Source organism: Bacillus massilinigeriensis (assembly GCF_900117315.1).
GTDB classification, from domain to species: Bacteria; Bacillota; Bacilli; order Bacillales; family Cytobacillaceae; genus Bacillus_BE; species Bacillus_BE massilionigeriensis.
Genome location: NZ_LT630337.1, coordinates 853,981 through 868,677, shown reverse-complemented (window position 1 = coordinate 868,677; position 14,697 = coordinate 853,981). Strand labels below are relative to the sequence as shown.

Here is a 14,697-nt window from a genome sequence, read left to right as displayed (position 1 = left end):
CCTAATGAGAGAGCCCACTTTCGTATTGAAATACAATACATGATAGGGAATATGGAATAATTCCCTATTTTATTAGATGACAAAAAATTGATATCCAATATAAATCGCCATTCCCCATATGATTAAAGCAGAAGCCTGATTGATTCTTTTTAAAAATTGTCCCCCAGGATTCACTTTCCCTATCCTTCTACCAGCAATAGCTAAGCCAAAAAACCAAATCCATGAAACACAAATACAGGCGATCATAAAAATCCACTTTTCTAATCCTGAATACGCTAAAGAACTTGTCCCAATTACACCTACAGTATCCATAATTGCGTGAGGATTAAGCAAGGATACAGATAACGCAAAAATCACTTGGCGCTTTGCGGAAAAAGTATTAGAATCCTGTTCACTTCTTTGATCAGGTGAACTCTTCCACATCATAAAACCCATATATAATAGGAAGAAGAATCCTCCAATAAAGAGTAAATTTCGTAACCATTCAAAGCTAAAGACAATAATCGAAACACCTGCAACTGCTAAATAAATTAATAATGTATCACAAATGGCCGCCGTCAATATAGCAGGAATGGCTTGATTAAACTGTTTTTGAATTGCCCCTTGGTTAAAGACAAAAACATTTTGAACTCCTAAAGGAAGAATTAAACCAAATGATAATATAATTCCATGAAGCAATGGTTCCACATCAATCCCCCCAATTCTTAACGGCCACAGGCCCCGAATCCAAATACACAAAACTGATTCGCATTCACTTTTTTCGCCTCATATAGGGCGATGTCTGCATTTTTCACCAGTTGTTTCTGATCCACTGAATGATCTGGGTATATGGCAATTCCAATTCCTGCTCCCATTTCAATTTCAAAACAATTAAATATGACCGGTTCATCAAATGATTTTAATATTCTTTTAGCAATCACTTCTGCTTCTTCTACCGAATCAATTTCAGGCAAGATAACTGCTAGTTCATCTCCCCCTAATCTGGCAACGGTATCTGTCTTTCTCACACATTTTTGAATTCTTACAGCCATTTCCTGAATGACAAAATCCCCTGCATCATGACCGTATGTGTCGTTTATTTTTTTAAACTTACGACCATCTAACATCAGTAAAGCAACCATCTTTTTCGAAAGTTCAGCCTGATGGATGGACATTTGTAATCGTTCATCAAAGGTCCTTCGATTAGGAAGACCTGACAAATAATCATAATATGCCATCCTTGCTAATTCATCTCTCATTTTTTTCCTTTCAGTGGTATCCCTTACAATTGCCATCACATATATGCATGCTCCATCCTCAGTTTTGATTGGGCTGAGGGTTGTTTCACCTGTAAATGTCTCTCCCGTTTCCATTTCAAGCGTTTCTGTGAAGCTTAACGGCTCTTTAGTAACTAAAACTTGCTTGTATTTCTCAATCAAACTTTTAGCATGCTCCATAGACAAGATCTCCTCAATCCGTCTACCTTCAATATCTTCCTTAATATTCAATACCCTTTTAGCCGATTGGTTCACAAATACATAACGAAACGAGTCATCTTCCTTCTCCATTAGAAAAACTAAATCAATCATATAATCAAATATACTAATGATTGCTGAAGCATCAGAACCAATCTTTTCTAGTAAGTTTTTCAAAACGTATGAACCCCTTTTTCATTTTTCCTTAAACAAGCAAAATCTCTTAGAATTCTCGGGCGAGGTAATGCTTGTTTAAGAATACCTAAATAACAATATTAAATGCAACATTTAATAATTATAGACTGAAATATTCCTTTTTTATTATTTAATAGTCTCCATGCCACCTAAACTAAATGGAAATTACTGATTAGTTTTGTTATACGCAAGCTAGGCTGAGGAATTTTTCCATCTCATTTGCTTTGTTATTAAATTGACAGAATCTTAGACCATTTCAGCATTATACTGTGATAAATTTATATTAGATGCTATTTTATTGAAATTTTTGCCAAAATAATTGATTGCAAATCTGTCATTCTGGTAAAAAACCACATTCATTTAGCATTGTTTTTCCTAGATAACACCATGGCATTTCATTCATATTTGCAAAAAATCAAATTTGAAGGGAAGGATTTTTTATGTCTCGCTTAACATTAGGCTTTGCGGAAATCAGATTGGAGGATATTCCAGTTGTTGGAGGGAAAAACGCTTCATTAGGAGAGATGTATCGTGAACTGACTCCAAAGGGAATAAAAATTCCTGATGGCTTTGCCACAACTGCCGATGCCTACTTCTATTTTTTACAGTCTTCGGGCCTTGAATCTTCAATTAATGAAATCCTTAACAAATTGGACCCCTATGATACAAAAGATTTGGCTGAGAAAGGAAAGCAAATTCGTGAGCTAATTCTTTCTGCTAAATTTCCTATTAAACTAACAGAAGAAATAAAAGCAAGCTATAACCAACTGTGTGCTAAATATGGAGCTAAAATTGATGTAGCCGTACGTTCAAGCGCGACTGCAGAGGATTTGCCTGAAGCTAGCTTCGCCGGAGCACAAGAGACCTTTTTGAATATTAGAGGGGTTGACGCATTAATTGAATCCTGCCGTAAATGTTATGCCTCTCTTTTCAATGATCGGGCCATCTTTTACCGTGAAGTAAATGGATTCAAACATTCTCAGGTAGCCTTATCAATCGGGGTACAGAAAATGGTTCGTTCAGACTTGGCTTCTTCAGGAGTTATTTTCACCTTAGATACTGAAACGGGATTCCAGGATGTTGTTTTTCTAACATCTGCCTATGGTCTTGGTGAAAATGTCGTTAAGGGTTCAGTGAATCCTGATGAATTTTACGTCTTTAAACCCACTTTGAAAATAGGATTTAAGCCTATCATAGCCAAGACAATAGGCTCTAAAGAAATAAAAATGGTTTATGAAGAAGATGAGAATGCTTCTATAGGTCTAAGCACCAAAAACATACCTGTACCTCTTAGTGAACGAAAATTATTTTCCATTAACGATAATGAAATTCTACAGCTTTCACAATGGGCTGTATTGATTGAGGAACATTATAGCAATAAGGCGGGATACAAAAAACCAATGGATATCGAATGGGGCAAGGATGGTCTATCGGGTGAGTTGTATATTCTACAAGCACGACCTGAAACCGTACAAGCGAAGAATACCGGCACACGTATGACACAGTATTCCTTACTAGAAGAAGGTAAGGTATTGGCCGTAGGTAGGGCCGTAGGTGCGAAGGTTGGATACGGAAAGGTTCGAATTATTAAATCTGTAAAGGACATCGAACTTTTCCAAGAGGGAGAAATCCTAGTAACCAGCATGACAGACCCTGACTGGGTGCCTATTATGAAAAAAGCAGCCGGAATTATTACAGAGCGTGGCGGACGAACTTGTCATGCCGCCATTGTTAGCCGTGAACTAGGAATACCTGCCATCGTAGGTGCAGACAATGCTATGAATCTACTCAAAGATGGTATGGAAGTCACCCTGTCATGTACAGGTAAAGATGAAGGAAAAATTTATGAAGGCATCCTTAAGTTTCATAAAGAAATGATTGAGCTAAAACAAACCGTTCGACCAAAAACAAATATTATGATGAATGTCGGCAATCCTGAAGAGGCCTTCAAGCTATCAGCAATTCCAAATGATGGGGTTGGTTTAGCACGGATGGAGTTTATTATTAATTCTCATATTCAAATCCATCCACTTGCTCTCATCCATTATCCAGAAATTAAGGAATCAGATAAAAAGCTAATCGATGAATTGACAGTTGGTTACGAGAATAAAGTAGACTACTTTATTGAAAAACTTGCCCAAGGGATTGGAAAAATAGCCGCTTCTTTCTATCCAAAAGATGTTATTGTAAGAATGTCCGATTTTAAAACAAATGAATATGCAAATCTTCTAGGCGGTAGTGATTTTGAACCGAAAGAGGATAATCCAATGCTTGGATTCCGAGGGGCTTCCCGCTACTATAATCCTCGTTATCGTCAAGGATTTGCTTTAGAATGTGCGGCTATTAAGAAGGTACGTGAGGAAATGGGACTCTTCAATGTCAAGGTCATGATTCCTTTCTGCCGAACCATAGAGGAAGGTAAAAAGGTGCTCGAAGAACTGGAAAAGAATCAACTAGTTCAGGGAGAACATGGACTTGAAGTCTATTTAATGTGTGAGCTCCCTTCCAATGTCATTCTTGCTGACGAATTTCTAAAATATTTTGATGGTTTTTCAATTGGTTCCAACGATTTAACTCAATTAGTTTTAGGTCTAGACCGAGATTCTGAGATTGTTGCTCCGCTATTTGACGAACGGAATGAAGCAGTAAAGGAAATGCTCAAAAAGGCAATTAAAGTGGCCAAAGCAAATAATAAAAAGGTCGGAATTTGCGGCCAAGCACCGTCAGATTATCCAGAGATTGCCCAACTATTAGTTGAATGCGGTATCGACTCCATGTCCCTTAACCCGGATGCTGTTATCTCCACATCATTAAAGGTATATGAGTGGGAGAAAGACCATGATCTCAAATTGTTACATTAAATTGAGAGAAACACATAATGGTATGAGTTGAAATAAATATCACGAAGCACACATAATGAATCACACCATTCAATAATTAAATAAAATTAACAAAGGGATATCTCACTCTTGATGAAATATCCCTTTAATACGTTATTATGATAACTCGTGTGCTAGTTGTTTGGTCACCTCATATAGACAACCATATATTTCTTGATATTTCTTGTATTTTTCGTGGTTTTCCATGTTTGGCACATACTCTTTGTCCGGTTTTATATATTTTGTCAAGCTGGCAAAATTGATTTATGAGTTTTTTCATATACTTCAGGTTCATTGTTTTTGATCCAAAGAATTTTGGGCATTACATCACTGGAACACAACGGACGGCCATACCATTTATTAATTTGCTCTTCACCATACCTCTCGGTTAGCTGTGCTATTTCATCGGTAGCACGGGCATCAATTCCGTATAATATTGCTTTCCTCAACGGGTTACAGTCTTCATCAACCGGTAGACAATCTGCACCAAGAGCACTAGCTCCTAATGCTTTAATGTCTTTTGGGTCTATTCCGGATTTTTCAATCAATGCTTGACTGATTGTACAGAAATCACCCCACCAGTCTTTTTCAGCATCATGTTCAAAGTGGTTTGGTTTAGGATTCGTCATAGCGTGTTCAGTCGCATGTATGGCTATAATATTGCATTTACTGTCAATCAGGACACCCTTACTAGAGTTAGTGCCAGTGTCAATACCCATAAAGTATGCCTCACTCATAGAATTCATCCTCTTTTCTAATTTTTATATAAGCCTATGTAGCAGTTATCCACCTAAGGGCAGATTAAAGCTATATTTTTCACAGCAGCTTGCAATTTTTGTAGCAGACTTACTAAACATTGAATTATAGCTTTATATCTTTATAGAGTTTTGCGAAATTTATATACCACTTCCATAAATTCCTTCACTCGATTAAGTTGTACACGAACATTTTCAAGTTTCTCATTTTCCAATTGGCCATTTTCTTTGAAATAAGTGCCAACAACAGCAGCATCTGCATATGTCAATTTGTGTTCAATAGTATTGGGGCGGCAGCCAGTATTGCACAGAACAGCAACTTCCGGTGCACCAGCTTTTACACTCTTAATCAATTCTTCGTCTACATCTTGACCTGCGGCATTTGCAGATATACACAAACCATCTGGATGGGCTTTGAAAATAGTAGATTTTGCGATATCAACTAAGGGACGAGTGTCTAAATTACGATCGGACTCAGGGTTAATAAAATACAACATCTTCAAATCGTATAAATGCAGTTCGTTTTTACGACGTATTAGTTTAGAAAAGTCATTATTATATAATCCTCCATCACCTACATAGACACCAGAGAAGGTACCACGAACAAAATTAGCATCAACAGCTGCAGCTAATTCCAATGTGGCTCGGCCATCCGAAATACAATCCACACCATATGGTACACGAATATCTGTTCTTAATTCACCAATGACACGAGCCATGGCTGAGGGTGTAACAAAACTCATATTTCGCTCATATGGTAGGCTGAATTCATTGCTGATGATAACACCGTCAACACCACCCTCTTGTAAAGCTATTAAATCCGCACGAGCATGTTCTACAACCGTTTCCATACTATTAACATAACGAAAGCGAGGATCACCAGGGAGAGGATCTAGATGAAGCATTGCAATAATAGGTTTTTTCACACCAAACATTTCTTCAGTCCATAACATCATAATCATTCTCCTTTTGGAACACAAACTATATAAGTTTGGTTTTTTTTATGCCAGAAAAAACTTTAAAAAAATAGTCACCGCAAAAAGTTACGGTGACATCTTTTTGTCTCTAATTATATTTTATTATAAATAGACACTATGTCAATATAATAACCACGGAATTATAAAACGCTTTCAAACCGAGTCACCCATAGACTTATTAATTAGCTTTTTTAATAACTTCAGTAGATAAAAAGCATTTGAATTTGGTTAGCAGAAATATTATCGATAAAGGAAATACTGCCATACTCCCTTTATTAGGTATATTTTAAATGACGGGCAATTTCTTCGATTACTGGGACTCCCTTTCTTGTCGTTGTATTAAACATGACAAATGTTTTTGTTGCTTCGGTAATAAGGATATCATCTTGATTATAGATTTCTTGTTTTACCGAAAAGCTTTTATTACCTACATGTGTTAAGCTTGTTTTGACATTCAGGGTATCTCCCAATCTAGCTTCCTTATTGTAAGAGATATCTAATTTTAGCACTACGGTACCGAGGTCTTTTTCCCTTAACTCATGAAAGTTAACCCCTGCCTGTTTGTACCAATGACTTACACCTTTTTCTAAAAATAGAATATATTTTAAGTAATTCACATGACCTAGCTGGTCGATATCTTCTGGAGAAACGATAATTTTTGTAACTGTCTGCATTTTCTTCCCCTTTCTTCAAATGGAAATTATGATCTATGTAGTAAATGAACCTCCAGACTACACTCTGGAGGTTATTTCTCTTTTTATTTAGGCTGCATCCGGATTGCACCGTCAAGTCGGATGGTTTCCCCATTTAACATTGGATTTTCAATAATACATTTTGCCAAATGAGCATATTCGGATGACCGACCCAATCGTGGAGGAAATGGAACCATTGCTCCCAACGCCTGCTTGACCTTTTCTGGAGCACCTGCAAAAAGAGGTGTGTCCATTAGCCCAGGAGCGATTGTCAGAACTCTTATTCCATGTCTGGATAAGTCGCGGGCAATTGGTAGCGTCATACCGACAATACCACCTTTTGAAGCGCTATATGCAGCCTGGCCCATTTGACCATCAAATGCAGCAACAGAAGCAGTGTTGATAATGACTCCTCTTTCTCCCTCTTCATTTGGGGAGTTTTGCGTCATTTTTTCCGCAACCAATCGAATTACGTTAAAGGTGCCTATTAGATTGACCTGAATGACTCTAGTAAAACTAGCTAGATCATGAGGCTTATCTTTGGATACAGTCTTTTCAGCTACCCCAATTCCCGCACAATTCACTAAAACATGAATGGCACCGAATTTTTCAATGGTTTGATTGACAGCATTTGCTACATCCTCTTCATTGGTTACATTTGTTTTAATAAATAGAGCACGGTCAGAACCTACTTTTTCAACTAGTGCTGCCCCTCTTTCCTCTTGTAAATCTAGGATGGCAGCATAACCTCCGTTTTCAACAATCGTTTCAACAGCTGCCTCCCCCAGTCCTGAAGCGCCTCCTGTAACTACTGCCACAATGCCATTAATCTTCATGTAAACACTCCTCCCCAAATTAAACATCTATTTATCTAATTCTTTCAATATATTCGCGTTGCCCATACCGTCGCCTTCGCAAATTAACCAATTCTTTCAATTATCGTGGCGTTGGCCATACCTCCACCTTCGCAAATAGCCTGCAAACCATAACGGCCGCCACTTCTTTCGAGTTCATGCAACATCGTAATCATCAAACGGGCACCGGAAGCGCCTAGTGGATGGCCTAAAGCTATAGCACCACCATTTGGATTAAGCTTTTCAGGATCTGCATTAAGTTCATCCAGCCAAAGTAGTGGGACTGGTGCAAACGCCTCATTTACTTCATAAGTGTCCATATCTTCAATGGAAAGGCCTGCTTTTTCCAATGCCATTTTAGAAGCAATTGATGGACCGGTTAACATTAAGGTTGGATCAGAACCTACTACCGAACGGGAAACAATCCTGAATCGAGGTTTTAGTCCCAGTTCCTCCGCTTTTTCCCTTGACATTAATAGAAGGGCAGCAGCACCATCACTCATTTGGCTGGAATTGCCGGCATGGATTTTTCCATTCTGAGTAAAAGCAGGCTTAAGGGAAGCTAGCTTTTCCAACGTTGTATCGTTCCTTGGACCTTCATCCTTTGTCACTGTGATAGTCGACCCATCCTCCAGTTTTACCTCAAGCGGCATAATCTCACGGTCGAACCGGCCTTCTTCTTGTGCTTGAATAGCCTTTCGATGACTATTAAGCGAGAATTCATCGAGCTGGCTACGGGTATAGCCCCATTTTTCGGCAATTCGCTCTGCCGATAAGCCCTGATGGATCATTTCATATTTGGAAGTCAATTCTTCACTCCAGGTAGATTCTCTGCGTGATGCACCCATCGGGATTCTTGTCATGCTTTCAACTCCACCAGCAATGACAACATCCATATCTCCACTCAAGATTGCTTGGGAAGCAAAATGGACAGCTTGTTGACTAGACCCGCATTGACGATCAATTGTCGTTCCGGGAACATGAATTGGAAAATCAGCCATTAGAGCCGCATTGCGGGCTATATTTAATCCCTGTTCTTCGACTTGAATAACACAGCCTAAAATGACGTCTTCCACAATATCAGGGGAGACTCCGGCACGGTTTACTAATTCCTTCAGAACCTTTGCAGCCAGTTCATCCGGACGGGATGTACCGAGTACTCCCTTTCTTTTTCCTACAGGTGTACGAACAGCCTCAACAATTACAACCTCTCTCATTCTTGAAACCTCCTAATAAATATAAATTGGACAAAACATTTTTATTCATAGAATGGTAGAAAAAGTACCATAATCTTTTAATAACCCGATCTTTTTCATTTTTCACATTTCGATTCGATATAAGAAAAATCCATTCTTCACTAGTTTTAATAGTATTTATTAATAAGTAATTATCTTTTTAATGTAGGATTAACGATGGTTGAAGGATGGTGACCGCTTTTCAATAAACGCCTGGACTCCTTCTCTTACATCCTCTGTACCAAATACTTCAGCAAAGAGCTCGGCCTCTATTTCCAATCCTTCATCAAGCGAAGTATCAAATCCCTTGTTTACGGCCTCCTTTATTCTGCTTAAAGCCTGCAAAGAATATCCCGCCATCCTTTTCGCCATGGAAAGGGCGTTATCCATCCCCTTTCCGCTTTCTACAACCTGATTAACCAATCCGATTTTAAGGGCATCCTCTGCAGATAATGGTTCCCCCAAAAACATTAATTCCTTTGCTTTTGATGCTCCTATTAATCTAGGTAATCGCTGCGTTCCTCCTCCGCCAGGGAATAGCCCTAACTTGATCTCTGGCAGCCCTATCTTAACGTTCACTTCGGCAATTCGGATATCACAGGTTAAAGCAAGTTCACAGCCCCCACCAAGTGCAAGTCCATTTAGTACGGCAATGGTTGGCTTAGGAATATCAGCAATAAAGTTTAATACTTCATGGGTCTTTAAATTATTTTTCTTTAACTTATCCTTTTCCATCCCCAATGATTGAGGGAATTCCTTAATATCAGCCCCAGCCATAAATGCCCTATTACCAGCTCCTGTTAAAATGGCAACAATAACCTCATCATCCTCGGCAATGGCGGTGAAAACCTCACCAAGTTCCTGTGTTACTTGCCTACTTAATACATTCATGGGCGGGTTATCAATGGTGACAATGGCCACACCTTCAGTCTTTTCGAGATGCACTAATCTTGTCATAATTAGAACCTCCTACTATAAAAAAGTTAAAAATGCCTCACAATACCAAGTTAAGAATGGTTAAGTTACCTTTTTAATGATTGTTGTGTATGGATTTTCAGGATGGATAATGGTTTTGCCACTGGTAAATTGAATTTCGTGGATGTTTACACAAGGTAATAGTTGAATGTTCGCTTAAGTAGATGGTTGCAGGGTGTTCAAACTCTTATACCTTTTGTTTAATTGTTCTTGATAGTAGAGGATTAATTCTTCAATACGATTTTCCCATTTTGAAAATGATAATCGTGGGAGGAAAAACATAATTAGCATTATAACTATTAAAATAATACTATTATTCTGATAATTTAACAATACATTTATTTTTTAAATTAATATTTAAATTTTAAACTCACCTTATATAATATTTATCCGGGTTTTAGTATAATATTCATAAATAGTTTCCATTGGGGAGGATTATATATGGCTTCATTCAGGGAACAAAAAATCGCCAAGAAAAAAAGGGAGATTCTTCGTTCTGCCGCAGCCGTTCTTGCGGAAAAAGGCTATCATGGTACTACTATGGAAGAAATAGCCGCTCAGCTATTAATGACGAAAGGTTCCATGTATTACTATTTTAAAAATAAAGATGATATTCTTTATCATTGTCACCAAATGATTATGGAATTAAGCCTTGAAAAAATAGAGGAAATTGTGGGAAGTGATTTGGATCCAGTTAATAAGCTTGAGAGTGCAATTAAGGCTCACATCCTGCTATCAATTGAAGAAAAATCGATGTTTATGATAATGGATAAACCCTCCCAAAACTTTACGGAAAATCAGTACAAAGAGGTACTAGAAGCCCAAAGAAAATATGCCCACTATTTTGATAGAATCCTTAAAGAAGGCATTGAAAAACAGGCTTTTGATATTAATGATATAAAAATGGTCCGAATGATAATATTAGGAGCTCTAAACTCTATCCGGCACTGGTACAACCACGAAGGCCCCCAATCAGCTAAAAAAATTGCAGAAGCCTATGCATCAAACCTACTTAAAATGGTTGTAAAGCCCTCCTAAACTGATTGGAGGGTTAATCCTTCTCTTAAAACATCCTCACCCAAATAAAAAGTATGAGCGTGTCTAATGGAGGTTTCAGACTTTACATCGTTTACTATTTCCAAATCTGTGTTTCCTATTATGTATTTAAAAACAAAAAAATACTCACAAATGTTGAGTGTCAACATTTGTGAGTATTTGAATATTGTCAAATGATATTATAGTTCATAGAAAAATACCGGTGGTCGGGGTCGAACCGACACTCCTTACGGAACACGATTTTGAGTCGTGCGCGTCTGCCAATTCCGCCACACCGGCATAATATCACTTTGCGTGACAAAATATAATATACCATTCAATTATTAAAATGTCAATTGGTTTTTCCATTCTGCTTTTTCAAACTGACCTTAAAGAATTATTTTTAATGTCTTCCTTCTATAAAGTCTACCAAAGAGGATTTGATTCCATCCTAAAAAAAATGACCCTTAATTTAATCTTTGAAAGAGGAGTTCAATATGGATTTCTTATTTAGTTATTATCAAAAATGCTTGCTTTTAGTATGTATCGGACTCTAGTTCCTCTATTTATATTAAATAGATTGATTTCAATAAAATATCGGACTCTACTTCCGTTATTCCCAGAAAAACAGCAGTTTCCCAGTTGATTTTACTCCCTTAACGGATTCTCTGTCCGAAAATTACAGTTCTTGGACTGTTTTTATCTAAATAGCGGTTCCTCTGTCCGATAAAATATTAGATTTTTAGAAATCCCCACTAGCTCGTAATCCGAAATCTACTGAATTGCTAATATATCCATCATACTTCCCACAAATCGATCAAATTGCATTCAAAAAATAAAAAAGTCTTAGCCATTTCTGGATAAGACCGTTATATGTATTATGATATTCAATGGTGCCGAGGACCGGAATCGAACCGGTACGGTAGTCACCTACCGCAGGATTTTAAGTCCTGTGCGTCTGCCAGTTCCGCCACCCCGGCAAATATTATTGCTCTTTAAAAAACCTTTTGGAGGCGGCAACCGGATTCGAACCGGTGGTAAAGGTTTTGCAGACCTCTGCCTTACCACTTGGCTATGCCGCCAAAATAAAATGGAGCGGAAGACGGGATTCGAACCCGCGACCCCCACCTTGGCAAGGTGGTGTTCTACCACTGAACTACTTCCGCGTAATGGCTGGGCTAGCAGGATTCGAACCTACGCATGACGGAGTCAAAGTCCGTTGCCTTACCGCTTGGCTATAGCCCATTGAATAATCATCCTGAATCAACTTCCTCGAATTCATCTCAAGAGTCGGAACCGTAGGAAGATTTAATTGCAAATAAATAATCTCCCTTGAAATACTTCTGTAGTTAAATCTTTCGACATTACTCGATATGACCACAAAATAAATTCATAAGAATTTTTCAAGTAAAAAAAGAAATATATGGGGCGATCGATGGGAATCGAACCCACGAGTGTCGGAGCCACAATCCGATGCGTTAACCACTTCGCCACGACCGCCATAATAAATTGGCAGGGGTAGTAGGAATCGAACCCACACCAAAGGTTTTGGAGACCTTCGTTCTACCTTTAAACTATACCCCTATAAAATGGTGGAGGGGGACGGATTCGAACCGCCGAACCCAAGGGAGCGGATTTACAGTCCGCCGCGTTTAGCCACTTCGCTACCCCTCCATTTTAACATATGATTCAAAAGGATTCACATATAATTTGAACCACATGGTGCCGGCCAGAGGACTTGAACCCCCAACCTACTGATTACAAGTCAGTTGCTCTACCAATTGAGCTAGGCCGGCATATGGAATAAAAAATATTTAGTTAGAAATTCGCTTTTTGCTTTAGTCGTCCTGATCTCAGAAAGCTTATTCAAGAAGCAACTCGATCAGTACGCTGAAGTATTTCAAAGAAGCATATTCGGTCGTGCTCTACCAATTGAGCTAGGCCGGCATCAATGCTAGTATAAATGGTGGCTCAGGACGGAATCGAACCGCCGACACAAGGATTTTCAGTCCTTTGCTCTACCGACTGAGCTACTGAGCCATAAAAATAAGTATCCTACAGTTTTGTTTTACCTTGTCCTTCGCCCAAAACTCTGAATGATAATTCAAGATGCCTTTCGTTTTGTGCGCTGATGCATATGCTTCGTAGCCTATTCGGTCGTGCTCTACCGACTGAGCTACTGAGCCAGATGATTCTTTATTTCAAATATGGCGGTCCGGACGGGACTCGAACCCGCGACCTCCTGCGTGACAGGCAGGCATTCTAACCAACTGAACTACCGGACCATTGCGATTGCGGAGGCAGGATTTGAACCTGCGACCTTCGGGTTATGAGCCCGACGAGCTACCAGACTGCTCCACCCCGCGATAATAATATTATATTTCATTTTATTTATGCATCTTATTTGAACTATGACTGTCCCGATCTCAGGAGGCCTAATCAAGAAGTGGCTCGATCGGTACAACTCGCAGATTATTCGATGAAGTAACGCTCGTTGCTCCACCCCGCGATAATAATATGAAACTTCTTTATAAATGGTGGAGGATGACGGGCTCGAACCGCCGACCCTCTGCTTGTAAGGCAGATGCTCTCCCAGCTGAGCTAATCCTCCACTTGGTGACCCCTACGGGATTCGAACCCGTGTTACCGCCGTGAAAGGGCGGTGTCTTAACCGCTTGACCAAGGGGCCAATTTATTATTTTAATGGCGGAGAGCAAGGGATTTGAACCCTTGAGACAGGGTTACCCGCCTACACGATTTCCAATCGTGCTCCTTCGGCCACTCGGACAGCTCTCCATATGGCTCCGCAGGTAGGATTCGAACCTACGACCGTTCGGTTAACAGCCGAATGCTCTACCACTGAGCTACTGCGGAATAATCACAGCCTGGCAACGTCCTACTCTCACAGGGGGAGAGCCCCCAACTACCATCGGCGCTCTAGAAGCTTAACTTCCGTGTTCGGTATGGGAACGGGTGTGACCTTCTCGCTATCGCCACCAGACTATTTTCAAGACATTCTTTATTATAATGTCTTTTTGATTTTTTTCAAGAGAAAATTTTAATTTATTCTCTCAAAACTAGATAATGTGGAAGAAGAAAGAATTACTTCGTAATCAGTTGTCTAGCTCCGGCTCCTAGCTTCTCGGCCGTTTCGATCCGTCCCTACAAATCCAAAAATCGGGATNGTCCATCCCGGTCCTCTCGTACTAAGGACAGCTCCTCTCAAATTTCCTACGCCCACGACGGATAGGGACCGAACTGTCTCACGACGTTCTGAACCCAGCTCGCGTACCGCTTTAATGGGCGAACAGCCCAACCCTTGGGACCGACTACAGCCCCAGGATGCGATGAGCCGACATCGAGGTGCCAAACCTCCCCGTCGATGTGGACTCTTGGGGGAGATAAGCCTGTTATCCCCGGGGTAGCTTTTATCCGTTGAGCGATGGCCCTTCCATGCGGAACCACCGGATCACTAAGCCCGACTTTCGTCCCTGCTCGACTTGTAAGTCTCGCAGTCAAGCTCCCTTGTGCCTTTACACTCTACGAATGATTTCCAACCATTCTGAGGGAACCTTTGGGCGCCTCCGTTACTCTTTAGGAGGCGACCGCCCCAGTCAAACTGCCCACCTGACACTGTCTCCCACCC

The 14,697-nt window shown here is 39.7% G+C and carries 10 protein-coding genes, 16 tRNA genes, 1 rRNA gene and 2 other annotated features; of the genes, 2 read left to right on the top strand and 25 right to left on the bottom strand.

The window, feature by feature from the left end:
- Positions 1-72: 72 nt before the first annotated feature.
- Both BQ6100_RS04505 and BQ6100_RS04500 read right to left on the bottom strand, forming a co-directional pair.
- Positions 73-687, bottom strand: a complete 615-nt coding sequence (locus BQ6100_RS04505) for a LysE/ArgO family amino acid transporter (RefSeq protein WP_075980535.1) — start codon at positions 685-687, stop codon at positions 73-75.
- A gap of 17 nt (positions 688-704) precedes the next feature.
- Positions 705-1,631, bottom strand: coding sequence for a GGDEF domain-containing protein (locus BQ6100_RS04500; protein WP_075980534.1), 927 nt, complete (start codon positions 1,629-1,631; stop codon positions 705-707).
- Between the two features lie 458 nt (positions 1,632-2,089).
- Between BQ6100_RS04500 and ppsA the strand changes: the two genes are divergently transcribed.
- Positions 2,090-4,510, top strand: a complete 2,421-nt coding sequence (gene ppsA, locus BQ6100_RS04495) for a phosphoenolpyruvate synthase (RefSeq protein ID WP_075980533.1) — start codon at positions 2,090-2,092, stop codon at positions 4,508-4,510.
- Positions 4,511-4,773: 263 nt separating this feature from the next.
- Here the strand turns inward: ppsA and BQ6100_RS04490 are convergent, their stop codons facing one another.
- From BQ6100_RS04490 to BQ6100_RS04465, 6 genes are all read right to left on the bottom strand, one after another.
- Positions 4,774-5,247 (bottom strand): FGGY family carbohydrate kinase, encoded by a 474-nt coding sequence (locus tag BQ6100_RS04490; RefSeq protein WP_235816567.1) that lies wholly within the window; start codon positions 5,245-5,247, stop codon positions 4,774-4,776.
- Between the two features lie 158 nt (positions 5,248-5,405).
- Positions 5,406-6,239 (bottom strand): BtpA/SgcQ family protein, encoded by an 834-nt coding sequence (locus tag BQ6100_RS04485; protein ID WP_075980532.1) that lies wholly within the window; start codon positions 6,237-6,239, stop codon positions 5,406-5,408.
- Positions 6,240-6,535: 296 nt separating this feature from the next.
- A complete protein-coding gene (locus BQ6100_RS04480) occupies positions 6,536-6,934 on the bottom strand; it encodes an acyl-CoA thioesterase (RefSeq protein ID WP_075980531.1) in 399 nt (132 codons plus the stop codon).
- An 83-nt stretch (positions 6,935-7,017) separates the two neighbouring features.
- Positions 7,018-7,788, bottom strand: a complete 771-nt coding sequence (locus BQ6100_RS04475; RefSeq protein WP_075980530.1) for a 3-hydroxyacyl-CoA dehydrogenase — start codon at positions 7,786-7,788, stop codon at positions 7,018-7,020.
- Positions 7,789-7,871: 83 nt separating this feature from the next.
- Positions 7,872-9,023 (bottom strand): thiolase family protein, encoded by a 1,152-nt coding sequence (locus BQ6100_RS04470; protein ID WP_075980529.1) that lies wholly within the window; start codon positions 9,021-9,023, stop codon positions 7,872-7,874.
- 189 nt (positions 9,024-9,212) lie between these two features.
- Positions 9,213-9,998 (bottom strand): enoyl-CoA hydratase, encoded by a 786-nt coding sequence (locus tag BQ6100_RS04465; RefSeq protein WP_075980528.1) that lies wholly within the window; start codon positions 9,996-9,998, stop codon positions 9,213-9,215.
- A gap of 459 nt (positions 9,999-10,457) precedes the next feature.
- Between BQ6100_RS04465 and BQ6100_RS04460 the strand changes: the two genes are divergently transcribed.
- Positions 10,458-11,054 carry a TetR/AcrR family transcriptional regulator gene (locus BQ6100_RS04460; protein ID WP_075980527.1) on the top strand — a complete coding sequence of 199 codons (597 nt, stop codon included), beginning with the start codon at positions 10,458-10,460 and terminating at the stop codon, positions 11,052-11,054.
- Positions 11,055-11,269: 215 nt separating this feature from the next.
- On the opposite strand, the gene BQ6100_RS04455 is transcribed toward BQ6100_RS04460, so the two are convergent.
- The 17 genes from BQ6100_RS04455 to rrf form a co-directional block, all read right to left on the bottom strand.
- Positions 11,270-11,351, bottom strand: a tRNA-Leu gene (locus tag BQ6100_RS04455).
- Between the two features lie 591 nt (positions 11,352-11,942).
- A tRNA-Leu gene (locus BQ6100_RS04450) sits at positions 11,943-12,031 on the bottom strand.
- A gap of 28 nt (positions 12,032-12,059) precedes the next feature.
- Positions 12,060-12,133 (bottom strand) — tRNA-Cys (locus tag BQ6100_RS04445).
- A 9-nt stretch (positions 12,134-12,142) separates the two neighbouring features.
- Positions 12,143-12,217 (bottom strand) — tRNA-Gly (locus tag BQ6100_RS04440).
- Between the two features lie 4 nt (positions 12,218-12,221).
- Positions 12,222-12,296 (bottom strand) — tRNA-Gln (locus BQ6100_RS04435).
- A gap of 179 nt (positions 12,297-12,475) precedes the next feature.
- Positions 12,476-12,551, bottom strand: a tRNA-His gene (locus BQ6100_RS04430).
- Positions 12,552-12,561: 10 nt separating this feature from the next.
- A tRNA-Trp gene (locus BQ6100_RS04425) sits at positions 12,562-12,635 on the bottom strand.
- 6 nt (positions 12,636-12,641) lie between these two features.
- A tRNA-Tyr gene (locus tag BQ6100_RS04420) sits at positions 12,642-12,725 on the bottom strand.
- Between the two features lie 46 nt (positions 12,726-12,771).
- Positions 12,772-12,847, bottom strand: a tRNA-Thr gene (locus tag BQ6100_RS04415).
- A 168-nt stretch (positions 12,848-13,015) separates the two neighbouring features.
- Positions 13,016-13,091 (bottom strand) — tRNA-Phe (locus tag BQ6100_RS04410).
- 168 nt (positions 13,092-13,259) lie between these two features.
- Positions 13,260-13,336: transfer RNA gene (locus BQ6100_RS04405), tRNA-Asp, on the bottom strand.
- Positions 13,337-13,343: 7 nt separating this feature from the next.
- Positions 13,344-13,417: transfer RNA gene (locus BQ6100_RS04400), tRNA-Met, on the bottom strand.
- A gap of 169 nt (positions 13,418-13,586) precedes the next feature.
- Positions 13,587-13,662, bottom strand: a tRNA-Val gene (locus BQ6100_RS04395).
- A gap of 3 nt (positions 13,663-13,665) precedes the next feature.
- A tRNA-Glu gene (locus BQ6100_RS04390) sits at positions 13,666-13,740 on the bottom strand.
- A gap of 15 nt (positions 13,741-13,755) precedes the next feature.
- Positions 13,756-13,847, bottom strand: a tRNA-Ser gene (locus BQ6100_RS04385).
- A 3-nt stretch (positions 13,848-13,850) separates the two neighbouring features.
- Positions 13,851-13,925, bottom strand: a tRNA-Asn gene (locus BQ6100_RS04380).
- 9 nt (positions 13,926-13,934) lie between these two features.
- Positions 13,935-14,052, bottom strand: a 5S ribosomal RNA gene (rrf, locus tag BQ6100_RS04375).
- Positions 14,053-14,306: 254 nt separating this feature from the next.
- Positions 14,307-14,466: a sequence feature (23S ribosomal RNA rRNA prediction is too short), on the bottom strand.
- Positions 14,467-14,485: 19 nt separating this feature from the next.
- Positions 14,486-14,654 (bottom strand) — a sequence feature (23S ribosomal RNA rRNA prediction is too short).
- Positions 14,655-14,697: the final 43 nt, after the last annotated feature.